Origin of the sequence: Lysinibacillus sp. FSL R7-0073 (assembly GCF_038009065.1) — a bacterium.
GTDB lineage: Bacteria > Bacillota > Bacilli > Bacillales_A > Planococcaceae > Lysinibacillus > Lysinibacillus fusiformis.
Window position 1 is genome coordinate 1,057,300 of record NZ_JBBPAS010000001.1, and the last position, 12,718, is coordinate 1,070,017.

Annotated in this window: 12 protein-coding genes; 9 read left to right on the plus strand and 3 right to left on the minus strand. The window is 37.2% G+C overall.

From position 1 onward, the window contains the following. Position 1: 1 nt before the first annotated feature. The 4 genes from MKY88_RS04990 to pyrE are packed head-to-tail and all read left to right on the plus strand — an operon-like array spanning position 2 to position 3,020. A complete protein-coding gene (locus MKY88_RS04990) occupies positions 2-775 on the plus strand; it encodes a dihydroorotate dehydrogenase electron transfer subunit (protein WP_193831135.1) in 774 nt (257 codons plus the stop codon). After that, complete coding sequence (locus MKY88_RS04995; protein WP_069480298.1) at positions 772-1,683, plus strand: dihydroorotate dehydrogenase; 912 nt, start codon at positions 772-774, stop codon at positions 1,681-1,683. Before MKY88_RS04990 ends, MKY88_RS04995 begins: the two co-directional genes overlap by 4 nt. Then, a complete protein-coding gene (gene pyrF, locus MKY88_RS05000; protein WP_069480299.1) occupies positions 1,683-2,387 on the plus strand; it encodes an orotidine-5'-phosphate decarboxylase in 705 nt (234 codons plus the stop codon). The genes MKY88_RS04995 and pyrF overlap by 1 nt, the downstream gene beginning before the upstream one ends. Before the next feature lie 3 nt (positions 2,388-2,390). Further along, a complete protein-coding gene (gene pyrE / locus MKY88_RS05005; protein WP_069480300.1) occupies positions 2,391-3,020 on the plus strand; it encodes an orotate phosphoribosyltransferase in 630 nt (209 codons plus the stop codon). Positions 3,021-3,093: 73 nt separating this feature from the next. Here the strand turns inward: pyrE and MKY88_RS05010 are convergent, their stop codons facing one another. Then, positions 3,094-3,882 carry an MBL fold metallo-hydrolase gene (locus MKY88_RS05010; RefSeq protein ID WP_258267932.1) on the minus strand — a complete coding sequence of 263 codons (789 nt, stop codon included), beginning with the start codon at positions 3,880-3,882 and terminating at the stop codon, positions 3,094-3,096. 735 nt (positions 3,883-4,617) lie between these two features. Between MKY88_RS05010 and MKY88_RS05015 the strand changes: the two genes are divergently transcribed. Genes MKY88_RS05015 through MKY88_RS05035 form a run of 5 tightly spaced genes read left to right on the plus strand, consistent with a single transcriptional unit; the run spans position 4,618 to position 10,308 of the window. Further along, the gene (locus tag MKY88_RS05015; protein ID WP_258267933.1) at positions 4,618-5,631 is read left to right on the plus strand and encodes an ABC transporter ATP-binding protein; all 1,014 of its coding nucleotides are present in this window, start codon (positions 4,618-4,620) and stop codon (positions 5,629-5,631) included. Then, positions 5,628-6,563, plus strand: a complete 936-nt coding sequence (locus tag MKY88_RS05020; protein ID WP_012293193.1) for an ATP-binding cassette domain-containing protein — start codon at positions 5,628-5,630, stop codon at positions 6,561-6,563. Before MKY88_RS05015 ends, MKY88_RS05020 begins: the two co-directional genes overlap by 4 nt. 1 nt (position 6,564) lies before the next feature. Then, positions 6,565-7,527 (plus strand): oligopeptide ABC transporter permease, encoded by a 963-nt coding sequence (opp4B, locus tag MKY88_RS05025; protein ID WP_008173810.1) that lies wholly within the window; start codon positions 6,565-6,567, stop codon positions 7,525-7,527. Positions 7,528-7,562: 35 nt separating this feature from the next. Next, positions 7,563-8,462, plus strand: coding sequence for an ABC transporter permease (locus MKY88_RS05030; RefSeq protein WP_204162639.1), 900 nt, complete (start codon positions 7,563-7,565; stop codon positions 8,460-8,462). A gap of 16 nt (positions 8,463-8,478) precedes the next feature. Beyond that, positions 8,479-10,308, plus strand: coding sequence for an oligopeptide ABC transporter substrate-binding protein (locus tag MKY88_RS05035; protein WP_340813109.1), 1,830 nt, complete (start codon positions 8,479-8,481; stop codon positions 10,306-10,308). 429 nt (positions 10,309-10,737) lie between these two features. Here the strand turns inward: MKY88_RS05035 and MKY88_RS05040 are convergent, their stop codons facing one another. After that, the gene (locus MKY88_RS05040) at positions 10,738-11,664 is read right to left on the minus strand and encodes an ABC transporter ATP-binding protein (RefSeq protein ID WP_069480304.1); all 927 of its coding nucleotides are present in this window, start codon (positions 11,662-11,664) and stop codon (positions 10,738-10,740) included. Continuing rightward, positions 11,657-12,712: an ABC transporter ATP-binding protein gene (locus MKY88_RS05045; RefSeq protein ID WP_036123858.1), complete on the minus strand. Its 1,056-nt coding sequence runs from the start codon at positions 12,710-12,712 to the stop codon at positions 11,657-11,659. The genes MKY88_RS05040 and MKY88_RS05045 overlap by 8 nt, the downstream gene beginning before the upstream one ends. Positions 12,713-12,718: the final 6 nt, after the last annotated feature.

Here is a 12,718-nt window from a genome sequence, read left to right on the forward strand (position 1 = left end):
TATGATACGTCAAGAGAAAATGACGGTCGTCTCTCAAAAGCAAATTGCGACAAACATTTTCGAACTGACACTTCATGGTGAACTGGTTCAGGATATGACTCCTGGCCAGTTTGTCCATGTAAAGGTGTCGGATTCTTTGGAGCCGCTTTTACGTCGACCAATTAGTATTGCAAATATAGATAAAGACAACAATGAATTTACAATGATCTACCGAGCTGAGGGTCGTGGTACCAAAGTGTTAGCGACAAATCGTGAAGGTCAACAGGTCAATGTCCTTGGTCCAATTGGCAATGGTTTCCCAGTAGACGCAGTAAAAGATGGAGGAACAGCCCTGTTAGTTGGTGGAGGAATCGGAGTGCCTCCACTATACGAGCTTTCCAAGCAATTAAATGCTCGTGGTGTTAAAACAATACATGTGCTCGGCTTTCAAACGGAAGATGTATGCTTCTATGAGGAAGAATTCAGTGCCCTTGGAGAAACGCACTATGTAACGGTTGACGGCTCTAAAGGGACAAAAGGCTTTGTGACAAATGTGTTAGAGTCTCGAGCACCTGAATTCGAAGTCTTTTATTCTTGCGGTCCTCTACCAATGTTAAAAGCACTTGAAGGCTTCTATCCAGAAAAAGAAGGTTATTTATCATTTGAAGAGCGTATGGGCTGCGGTATAGGTGCTTGTTTTGCATGTGTATGCAAAACAACTGATGAAGTAGCAAAAGACTATGTCAAAGTATGCTCTGATGGTCCAGTTTTCCCGAAAGGTACGGTGGCATTATGAGTCGTTTAAACATTCAATTACCAGGTTTAGATTTAAAAAACCCTATTATGCCAGCTTCAGGTTGCTTTGGCTTTGGACGTGAATATGCACAGCTTTACGATCTATCCAAGCTAGGGGCAATAATGATTAAAGCAACAACAGTTGAAACTCGTGCAGGTAATCCAACACCGCGTGTGGCTGAAACAGCAGCAGGGATGTTAAATGCAATTGGGCTACAAAATCCAGGCATTGAAAAAGTGATGAACGAGGAATTAAAATTTTTAGCGGGCTATGATGTACCAATCATCGCCAATGTGGCTGGGACGGAGACTGCGGATTATGTAGAAGTAGCAAGACGTATTTCAGCAGCACCTAATGTCAAAGCTTTAGAGCTGAATATTTCATGTCCAAATGTTAAGTGTGGTGGCATTCAATTTGGGACAGACCCTGACACAGCATGTGAGCTTGTTAAGGCGGTTAAAGCTGAATCGAATGTTCCTGTTTATGTGAAGCTATCACCGAATGTAACCAATATCGTAGACATTGCTTTGGCTGTGGAAGCGGGTGGCGCAGATGGTATAACAATGATTAACACATTAGTAGGTATGCGTTTAGATGAGCGGACAGGGAAACCAGTCATCGCGAATGGCACAGGTGGCCTATCGGGTCCTGCTGTAAAGCCTGTAGCCATCCGAATGGTTTATGAAGTATACAAGGCTGTCAAAATTCCGATAATTGGCATGGGAGGTGTAACAGAAGCACAGGATGTCATTGATTTTATGTCCGCAGGTGCTTCGGCTGTAGCAGTAGGAACAGCAAATTTTGTAGACCACTTCGTTTGCCCAAATATTATTGATGAATTACCAGCCAAGCTTGACGCACTTGGGGTAGAACATATTACAGATATTATTGGAAGGAGCCATCGTTGATGAATACTAAACCTATACTAGCATTAGATTTTCCAGGAGAAAAAGAAGTATTCGATTTTTTAAAGCACTTCAATGAGCCTCTTTTCGTGAAAATTGGTATGGAATTATATATGCAAGAAGGGCCTGATATTGTTCACAAAGTAAAAGAATTAGGTCATGATATTTTCCTTGATTTAAAACTGCATGATATCCCGAATACAGTAGGCTCTGCTATGAAGGGCTTAGCAAAACTAGGAGTAAATCTAGTCAATGTCCATGCGGCAGGTGGTCGTCCAATGATGGAGGCTGCCCTAGAAGGTCTAGAAGCAGGAACATCTGCTGGCAAGGAACGTCCAGCATTAATTGCCGTAACACAATTAACTTCCACAACAGAGGAGCAAATGCAGGCGGAGCAAAGAATTGCTTTATCCTTACAGGAGTCTGTTCTACATTATGCGCGTCTAACAAAACAAGCTGGCTTACAAGGTGTCGTTTGTTCAGTACACGAGTCTAAGGCAATAGCTGAAGTGTGTGGAGATCAGTTTCTTCGTGTAACGCCTGGGATTCGTCTAGCAGGTGGCGCTGCACACGATCAAAAACGTATTGCCACACCAGATGGGGCAAAGCGTGATGGTTCGTCACTCATCGTTGTTGGACGTGCTGTAACAGGTGCACAGGATCCAGTAGCGGCATATAAAATCGTAAGTGAATTATGGGAGGCATAAATAATGACATTACAAAATGAAATTGCACACGCTATGCTAAAGGTGGGTGCTGTAGAATTAAATCCAACAGAATTATTTACATGGGCATCTGGAATTAAATCACCTATTTACTGTGATACACGTTTAACAATCTCTGACCCTGTTATTCGTAAGCAACTTGCGAATGGCTTAGCAGCTGTAATTAAAGAGAGTTTTGGTGCGACAGAAATAGTAGCAGGTACAGCAACAGCAGGTATCCCACATGCAGCATGGGTAAGTGATATTTTAGAATTACCAATGGTTTATGTACGCTCTAAAGCGAAAGAACATGGACGTGGTAATCAAATTGAAGGAAAATACGCAGCGGGTCAAAAAGTGGTTGTAGTGGAGGATATCGTCTCTACAGGTGGTTCTTCGATTACAGCAGTTGAAGCATTGCGTGCAGCAGGCTGTGAAGTACTAGGAGTTGTTTGTGTCTACACATACAATCTCCCACGAGCTGAACAAGCATTTGATGAAGCAGGCATCCAATATGTCTCATTAACTAACTTCGATTATCTGATTGAAGCAGCAAATGAATCAGGTGCTATTAAAGAAGAAGATATTCCATCCTTAAAAGAGTGGCATGCGAAATTAAAGGCTGGAGAGCTATAATGAGAAGCTGTTCTATAGGTTATTTGACCTGTAGAACAGCTTTTTTCTTCCTATTTAAATAGGGAGAGGTTATTTAAAATTGAATACTAAAACCATTAAAACGATGTATACCTGTCCCAAAACGTACTAGATTATTCTCTCGAAGTGTAATAACTGCCTTTTTTACCTCTAATAAAATAGAAGGGTCAAGACCTAATGTATGATGTGATCCGAAAATTTTCGTAAGCGAAGATAAGTTAGCTATTTTCTCTAAAGATTGGACTAAGTCCTCAGGGCTAGTAGTTGGAAAAAATGCATAAATAGGAGCTTGATCATATAGTAAGTCCCCTGTAAACAGATAACCATATTTATGATCCAAAAGAGCAATATGGCCAGGAGAGTGCCCTGGCGTGTGGAGAATAGATAATTTTCGGTTTCCTATATTTATAATATCACCATCTTCTAATATACCTGAAGGCTGTCCCTGAAAAGGCTTGTAGTTCGATGGATTAAACGTTTTAGGTGTAGGTAACGTAATATTACGTCCAACATCCGTTCTGATCTGTTCGATAGATAATTTAGGGATACCATGGATTAGCCAATCAACTTCATCCTTATGAACATAAATATCATCAAACGCTCCATGACTACCAATATGGTCCCAATGGACATGTGTTGTAATCACAGAAATGGGCAAAGAGGTTAATTGTTTACTAATTCTTTGAATATTATCGACCCCAAGACCTGTATCAATGAGAACAGCGCGTTTTTCCCCAAGCAATAAAAAAGAATGCACTTTTTCCCAATGACCATATTCACTTATAGCATACGTTTCATTATTGATTTCTTCTACTGTAAACCATGTATCATTAATTTTTGCCATCACAGACAACCTTTCCTTATACTGAAATTAAAAATAATATAATAAAACTTTGTCATTGGAAATTTTAACATAAAAACATGTAATTTCCTTTAAATATATTCTAAATAGTATTTCTATATTGAATATTATATAAAAATTCGTCAATTTGGATTAATTAAGAAGTATGGTAGGTAGCCAAAAACTAAAAGCTTTAAATTGTTTTCTCAAAGTAATTTGAAATATTAGCACTTCAACGCCCGAAATTATTCATTGAAAATAAAAATGTGTGAAATATAACTTTACCATAAAAGTTAACTTTTAATTTTTTGCTATAAATTACTTGTATCCTTGAGATTAAGAGCATTTTATTTGAGGATATAAATTTATGATGTATTTTTTTTATTATATTTACATAATTTTTATTTGTGAAAATTGTAACTTTGTAAAGAAAAAGTAAAATATTTCTTACAGTCAAAATTATTTTTTTGAGGGAGATGTCTGGTGGAAATTTATAAGCCGGATTGAAATAATTTGAAAAAGGGACTTGCGTTTATACATGTTTTCTAGCTAAAATAATAGCACAGTTTAATTTTCAGATAATTCTATTAGTGGATGACGAGTTGAAGGCGAAAAATTTATTAAAATCAAACTTGCCAAGATAAAAATGAGAGGAGAAGAGAGAAAAACTAAATATAATTCTGATATAAAAAGTATCGTTTGTATTTTCAGAATATTGAATTATAGAGGAGAGATTGTTTGAATACAGCAAAAGACTTACTAACAATAACAAATTTGACTACAAGTTTTCGCATAAAAGATACATACCACGCTGCTGTAGATGATGTCTCACTTTCGCTTCAAAAAAATGAGGTATTAGCAATAGTTGGAGAATCAGGTTGTGGTAAAAGTACGTTAGCGACTACTATTGTAGGTTTGCACAATGAAGTAAATACAAAGGTTACTGGTGATATTTTTTATAATAATCAAAATCTAGCTAAATTGAATGACCAACAATTTAATAACTTACGTGGTAATGACATAGGATTTATTTTTCAGGACCCACTTTCAGCACTTAACCCTTTAATGAGAATTAGCGAACAAATTGAGGAGGGGTTAATCTATCATACGAAGCTTTCAAAACAACAGCGAAGTGCAAGAGTATTAGAATTACTAAATCAAGTTGGGATTGCAAACCCAGAACGTGTAGCTAGACAATTTCCTCATCAGTTATCTGGGGGGATGCGTCAGCGTGTCATGATTGCAATCGCCCTATCATGTAAGCCGGCTATATTAATTGCTGATGAACCAACAACAGCTTTAGATGTTACAATTCAGGCTCAAATTTTGGACCTGCTAAAAGCCTTACAGACTGAGACAGAGACAGGCATTATTCTCATTACGCATGATTTAGGTGTTGTAGCAGAGATGGCTGACCGAGTTGTAGTTATGTACGCAGGTGAAGTCGTAGAAGAGGCGCCCGTTCAGGAGTTATTCAACAATCCAAGGCACCCTTACACTCGTTCACTATTAAATTCAATTCCACAAACACATAGCGAAAATGAAAGACTCGAGGTTATTCAAGGAATGGTACCATCCTTAATTAATTTACCTCGAGAAGGTTGTCGTTTTTCAGGACGTATTCCGTGGATTGATGCATCTTCACATGAAGCAAAACCACAATTACATGAAATTGCACCAGGACATTTTGTGAGATGTACCTGCTGGAAACACTTTCATTTCGAAGGTGAAGAAGGGGGCGGGACTGTATGAGCTTTATGCAAATTAAAGATTTAAGTGTTCACTATCCAATACGTGGTGGATTTTTTAATACCGTTGTTGATCGAGTATATGCAGTGGATGGCGTAACAATGGAGTTCGAAAAGGGCAAGACGTATGGGCTAGTCGGAGAATCAGGATCAGGTAAATCAACAACAGGAAAAGCAATCATCGGCTTAGAAAAAATCACCTCAGGTCAAATTTTTTATGAGGGCGAAAATGTGACAAATCAGCAGAGAAAACGGGATTCTGCCTATAACAGAGACATACAAATGATTTTCCAAGATTCTCATTCAAGTATGAATCCTAGAAAACGCGTTCTCGATATTTTAGCAGAGCCTATTCGTAATTTTATGAAGCTTAGTGATCAAGAGGAACGCAAGCGCATTAAAGAGTTGCTTGCTATTGTTGGAATGTCAGAAGATGTTTTATTAAAATATCCCCATGAATTTTCAGGTGGTCAAAAGCAACGCCTCGGTATTGCGCGAGCGGTTGCTTGTAACCCTAAAATGATTATTGCGGATGAGCCTGTTTCAGCGCTTGATCTATCAGTACAGGCACAAGTATTGAACTTTATGAAAGATATCCAAAATGAGTATGGTCTTACATACTTATTCATTTCCCATGATTTAGGTGTTGTTAAACATATGTGTGATCACATTTCTATTATGTATAAAGGACGCTTTGTGGAAACTGGCACAAGACATGATATTTATAAAAATCCGCAGCATATATACACGAACCGACTTTTATCAGCTATTCCAAATATCGAACCAGAGACTAGGAATGAGCGTAAATTAATTCGACAACAAGTAGAAGGAAATTATCAACAAGAGCAACATAAATACTATGATGAGCATGGAAAAGTCTATCCACTGAAATCCATTTCAGACACACATATGGTTGCAATGTCAGGAGGAATGTGAAATGTGGAAAACAATAGCTAGAAGAGTAATTTTAATGATTCCTCAAATGTTTGTGTTAAGCTTAATTATTTTTATTTTAGCAAAACAAATGCCGGGTGATCCTTTTACAGGGTTAATTACACCAGAAACAGACCCTGCACGTATTGAAGAACTTAGAATTCAAGCGGGTTATTATGATCCATGGTATGTACAATATTATCATTGGGTGATCAATGCCTTTCAGGGTGATTTTGGACAAAGCTATACATATAAACTTGCAGTGTCCTCATTGATTGGCGAGCGTGCATTAAACACATTTTGGCTTGCCCTACTTAGTACCATCCTTGTTTATTTAATAGCTATCCCTTTAGGAATGATAGCTGGACGTAAGCAGGATACTTTGTATGATAAGTCAATTACTCTGTATAGCTTTATAAGCTATGCAATACCAACCTTTGTATTGGGCTTAATTTTCTTATATATTTTTGGCTATCGTTTAATGTGGTTTCCAACGAGTGGAACAGTTGATGTAGGTGTAGAGCCTGGAACGCTCGAGTATTATTGGAATCGCTTGTATCATTTAATACTACCTGCAATGACGTATGCCATTTTAGCGACAACGACGATTATTCAATACTTACGTTCAGAAATTATTGATGCCAAAACACAGGATTATGTTAAAACCGCTCGTAGTAAAGGCGTACCGATGAAAAAAATCTATAGAAGACATATTTTCCGTAACTCTTTATTACCAATTGCGGCCTTCCTTGGCTTTACAATTACAGGTTTATTAGGCGGCTCGATTTTCATAGAGACAATTTTTGGCTTCCCGGGCATGGGTCAATTATTCATCCATTCCGTAACAAGTCGCGATTATAGTGTTATTACAGCTCTTGTTATGCTTTATGGCTTCTTAGCGTTATTAGGTAGTCTATTGTCAGATATCATTATGAGCATTGTTGATCCACGTATCCGCATAGACTAACAGTTACATTGAACGCATAAGGAGAGGTGAATAAAATGGAGCAAAAAAATGATGTAGTAAAAGTTGAAAGTATGCCACCAACAGGAATTCAAGTCGTGATCCGTGAATTCAGAAAAGATAAATTAGCGTTATTGTCATTTATTGGAATAACGTTGCTTATAATTGTAATACTGATTATGTCCGCCTTTATGAATCAGGATGAAATATTACGAATTAAATTATTAGAGCGTTTTACAGAGCCTGGTGTTAATGGATATATCCTTGGGGCTGATGAGGCTGGTCGTGATATGTATGGACAGCTAATTATCGGTGCGAAAAATTCTATATTAATTGCAGTTGCTATTACCCTTATTGCAAATGCCTTAGGGATCGCACTAGGTATTATAATGGGCTATTATGGCGGCTTTATCGATAATTTATTTATGCGTATCATTGATTTTCTTATGACCTTACCGACATTAATGATTATCATTGTGTTAGTTACAATTATACCGAAATATGGTGTTTTTGAATTAATTTTAATTTTAAGTGCCTTTCAATGGATAAGTACTGCGCGTCTCGTTCGAAGTAAAGCTTTATCTGAAGGACGTAGAGATTATGTAAGTGCCTCGAAAACAATGGGGACTAGTGATTTTGCCATTATGTTTAAAGGGATACTACCAAATTTAAGTTCGTTGCTAATAGTAGAGTTAACGTTAAACTTTGCAGGGAATGTTGGCATTGAAACGGGTCTATCTTTCTTAGGCTTTGGTTTACCACCATCTACACCTAGCTTAGGGACGTTAGTAAGCTATGCAACAAACCCGGTAGTATTATCTTCAAAATGGTGGATTTGGTTGCCCGCATCATTATTAATTTTAGTATTGATGCTTGGTATAAATTATGTCGGTCAAGCGCTAAGACGTGCAGCTGACGCAAAACAACGATTAGGATAAAGGGGAGGATTTACACATGAAGAAAAATTGGTTATTTTTGTCCATTTTATTTGCATTCATGCTAGTTTTAGCAGCCTGCAGTGGTGGAGGCAATGGGTCTGAAAAAGGCGGAGAAACTGATAACACAGAAAAGTCTGGTGAAACAGAAAAATCCGGCGAGTCTGAAGGAACTAGTGATTCATTATTACCAACGGAAGTAACAAATGAAGGAGACGCAATCCAAGGTGGTACATTACGCGTAGGACTTGTAACAAGCTCTCCGTTCCAAGGTATTTTCAACTGGGAACTATACGAAGATGCTTATGATTCAGAAATTTTAGCCTTTGCGTCTAATGTGCTTTTTGAACAAGATGGAAACTTCCTTGTTACAGACAAAGGTATTGCAAAGTTAGACGTTGATGCTGAGGCAAAAACTGCAACTGTCACAATTCAAGGTGATTATAAATGGTCAGATGGTACACCTTTAACAGCTGATGATCTAATTTTCCCATATGAGCTAATTGGTCATCCAGATTATACAGGTGTTCGTTATGATGATGATTTTAAAAACATTGTAGGTGCAGAAGAATATCATAGTGGTAAAGCAGATACAATTTCAGGTATTACAAAAGTTGATGACAAGAGCATTAAAATCCAACTTAAAAAAGTATCACCAGCTATTTACTCCATTGGTGATGGTTTATGGGCTTATGCTGAACCTAAACATCAATTAGAATCTATTCCAGTGAAAGATTTACTTGCTTCAGATGCAGTACGTAAAAATCCAGTAACACTTGGTGCATTTAAAATTGATAAAGTCGTAAATGGTGAGTCTGTACAGTTTGTAGCAAACGAACATTATTTTAAAGGCAAGCCAAAAGTGGATAAAGTAGTACTTGAGGTTGTTCCACCAACTTCAATTGGTGAAGCATTACGTACTGGAAAATATGATATTGCTACATCATACCCAACTAATCAGTATGATAGTATTAAGGATTTACAAAACATAGCATTATTAGGTCGTCCAGAATTATCATATTCGTATATCGGCTTTAAATTAGGAAAATACGATACAACAAATAAAGTAAACGTATTTGATGAAAAGTCAAAAATGAATAGTATTGAATTACGTCAGGCTGTTGCATTTGCAATGGATGTTGAAGGTGTTGCAGAAAAATTCTATCAAGGATTACGTGAGCGCGGAAATTCTTTAATTCCACCAGTATTTGCATCCTATTATGATGCATCATTAGAAGGCTATAATTATGATCCTGAAAAAGCAAAAGAATTATTAGATAAAGCTGGCTTTAAAGATGTTGATGGTGACGGTATTCGTGAAGATAAAGATGGTAAAAAATTCTCTATTCGCTTAGCTTCAATGGCTGGTTCAGAAACAGATGAAGCGATTGTTGAATACTTCCGTCAAAACTGGAAAGAAGTGGGGTTAGACGTACAATTAACAACAGGTCGTCTTATCGAATTCAATGCTTTCTATGATAAAGTTCAAGCAGATGATCCAGAAATCGATATGTATCAAGCTGCATGGGGAACTGGAACAAATCCATCTCCTAAAGGTTTATATGGTGAAGGTGCTGAATTTAACTTTAGCCGTTATGTATCTCCTGAATTAACAAAATTATTAGACGCTATTGACTCAGAAGAGGCTATGGATCAAGATACACGTACAAAGGCTTTCAGAGAGTGGCAAGAATATATGAGTGAAAAAGCAATGGTAGTACCAACTTTCTTCCGTACAGAAATAATTCCTGTTAATAAACGCGTGAAAAACTGGAATGCAACTTATGAAAATGATACTAATAGTAATCTCCAAACAATTGAATTATTAGCTGATCAACCTATTAAATAGTTTATTATTAATCAAAAAAGCAGCTTTTCTACAAAGAAGAAAAGCTGCTTTTTTAATAATACAATTCAAAAAATACTTAGATTATATTAGGAAATATTCAAAGTAAGGCAATATAGTGAGCTGTTATCTAAAATTGATAGTTAGTTAAGGTCTTTGTAGCAAGGCTTGAAGCCACACTAGAAGGGGAATACTGCTTTCTAAAGAAATACTTATAAGTTCCCACAAAAAGCAAATAAAAGTTTTGATATGTTTTATCATTCTTTTATTAATATCAATAATATATAACCTGATAAATGGAATATAAGTAATATTTTCAATGCTTCATACATATAAATTTATGTACAAACTTATTAGTTATAGAACAAAATGGACAAAGTTTAAAAAAAAACTCCCATCCCAGTATTAAAACTGTAGACAGGAGTTCAAGTTTTATCGACTATTAACCCAAGTTTTAACTAGATCAGCAGTGCCATATACATAGTGTTGGTCGCCTACTTCATGATACGATGCAGTTTCGTCAACTTCAGTATGCTTGTACGGAATACGTTGACGACGTTTCTCTGACATTGGATCAGGAAGTGGGATTGCTGATAATAAAGATTTAGTATACGGGTGGACAGGGTGATTGTAAATATCATCTGCTTTACCGATTTCCATGATTTTACCGCGGTACATTACAGCAATACGGTCACTGATGTATTTTACCATCGAAAGGTCATGGGCAATGAAAAGATATGTTAAGCCACGTTCTTTTTGAAGTTGTTTTAGTAAGTTAACAACCTGAGCTTGGATCGATACGTCAAGCGCAGAGATCGGCTCATCGGCAATGATAAACTTAGGATCTAAGCTTAGCGCACGGGCAATCCCAATACGTTGACGTTGACCACCAGAGAATTCATGTGCGTAACGATTCGCGTGCTCTTTGTTTAAACCAACAGCTTCAAGTAGCTCTTGAATTTTTGCACGACGTTCATTTTTCTCCTTGTAAAGGCCATGGATATCAAAGGCTTCACCAATGATTTCACCGGCTGTCATACGAGGATTTAAAGAAGCGTAAGGATCTTGGAAAATCATTTGCATTTGGCGGTTAAAATTCTTTAACTCACTTTTAGATTTTTTTCCATGAACATTTTCCCCATCGAAAACAATCTCGCCACCTGTAATATCATATAATCGAATGATTGAACGACCCGTTGTTGACTTTCCACAACCCGATTCGCCTACAAGACCAAGTGTTTCACCTTCATAAACATCGAAGCTAATACCATCTACGGCTTTGATTGGATTACTTGGTGATCCAAAATGCTGCTTTAAGTTTTTAATTTCAAGAATTTTTTTAGCACCAGTTTTAGTCATTTTCTTGTGCCTCCTTTGCTAAATACCCTTCAATACGTTTAGCAACTGCTTCAGGAAGAGGAATCTTTGGTGCATCAGGATGCAATAACCACGTTTTTGCAAAATGCGTTTCACTTACTTGGAACATTGGTGGTTCTTGTTCATAATCAATGGCCATTGCGAACTCGTTACGTGCTGCAAATGCATCCCCTTTAGGTGGGTTCGTAAGATCTGGTGGTGAACCAGGGATCGTGCGTAATAACTCATCTGTATCATTATCTAGATCAGGCATAGAACCTAGTAGACCCCATGTGTATGGGTGCTTTGGATTATAGAAAATATCATTAACAGTACCATACTCTACGATTTGTCCAGCGTACATTACGGCAACACGATCGGCAATGTTCGCCACAACACCTAAATCGTGTGTAATGAAAATGATAGATGTTTTCGAGTTCTTTTGAATTTCCTTCATTAGCTCTAAAATTTGTGCTTGAATGGTTACGTCTAGGGCTGTTGTTGGCTCATCGGCAATCAGTAGCTTAGGATCTGCTGCAAGGGCGATCGCAATAACAACACGTTGACGCATACCACCTGAAAATTCATGTGGATATTGATTATAACGTTTCTCAGGGAAGGGGATACCTACCTGTGTTAAAAGCTCAATAGCACGTTTTTTTGCATCTGCTTTAGAAACTTTTCTATGTTGCAAAATTACTTCAGTTATTTGACGTCCGACCTTCATAGTTGGATTCAAACTTGTCATTGGATCTTGGAAAATCATTGCAATTTCATTTCCGCGTACTTTAGACATTTCTTTATCAGTTAACGGAACTAAATCACGGCCATTAAATAAAATTTGTCCTGACTCATAAATACCAGGTGGCTGTGGAATTAGTTTCATTAATGCATTACTCGTAACACTTTTACCCGAACCTGATTCACCAACTATAGCTAGTGTTTCACCTTCCTTTAAATCAAAGTTAACACCACGTACAGCATGAACAAGCCCTGCATAAGTTTTAAAGTTAATTTTTAAATCTTTTACTTCAAGAATTGTTTTACTCATTTCGGC

What these genes read in the sequence shown, in the direction of transcription:
- MKY88_RS04990 (WP_193831135.1), top strand. Translation starts at nt 2, where the DNA reads ATGATACGTCAAGAGAAAATGACGGTCGTCTCTCAAAAGCAAATTGCG.
- MKY88_RS04995 (WP_069480298.1), top strand. Translation starts at nt 772, where the DNA reads ATGAGTCGTTTAAACATTCAATTACCAGGTTTAGATTTAAAAAACCCT.
- pyrF (WP_069480299.1), top strand. Translation starts at nt 1,683, where the DNA reads ATGAATACTAAACCTATACTAGCATTAGATTTTCCAGGAGAAAAAGAA.
- pyrE (WP_069480300.1), top strand. Translation starts at nt 2,391, where the DNA reads ATGACATTACAAAATGAAATTGCACACGCTATGCTAAAGGTGGGTGCT.
- MKY88_RS05010 (WP_258267932.1), bottom strand. Translation starts at nt 3,882, where the DNA reads ATGGCAAAAATTAATGATACATGGTTTACAGTAGAAGAAATCAATAAT.
- MKY88_RS05020 (WP_012293193.1), top strand. Translation starts at nt 5,628, where the DNA reads ATGAGCTTTATGCAAATTAAAGATTTAAGTGTTCACTATCCAATACGT.
- opp4B (WP_008173810.1), top strand. Translation starts at nt 6,565, where the DNA reads ATGTGGAAAACAATAGCTAGAAGAGTAATTTTAATGATTCCTCAAATG.
- MKY88_RS05030 (WP_204162639.1), top strand. Translation starts at nt 7,563, where the DNA reads ATGGAGCAAAAAAATGATGTAGTAAAAGTTGAAAGTATGCCACCAACA.
- MKY88_RS05035 (WP_340813109.1), top strand. Translation starts at nt 8,479, where the DNA reads ATGAAGAAAAATTGGTTATTTTTGTCCATTTTATTTGCATTCATGCTA.
- MKY88_RS05040 (WP_069480304.1), bottom strand. Translation starts at nt 11,664, where the DNA reads ATGACTAAAACTGGTGCTAAAAAAATTCTTGAAATTAAAAACTTAAAG.
- MKY88_RS05045 (WP_036123858.1), bottom strand. Translation starts at nt 12,712, where the DNA reads ATGAGTAAAACAATTCTTGAAGTAAAAGATTTAAAAATTAACTTTAAA.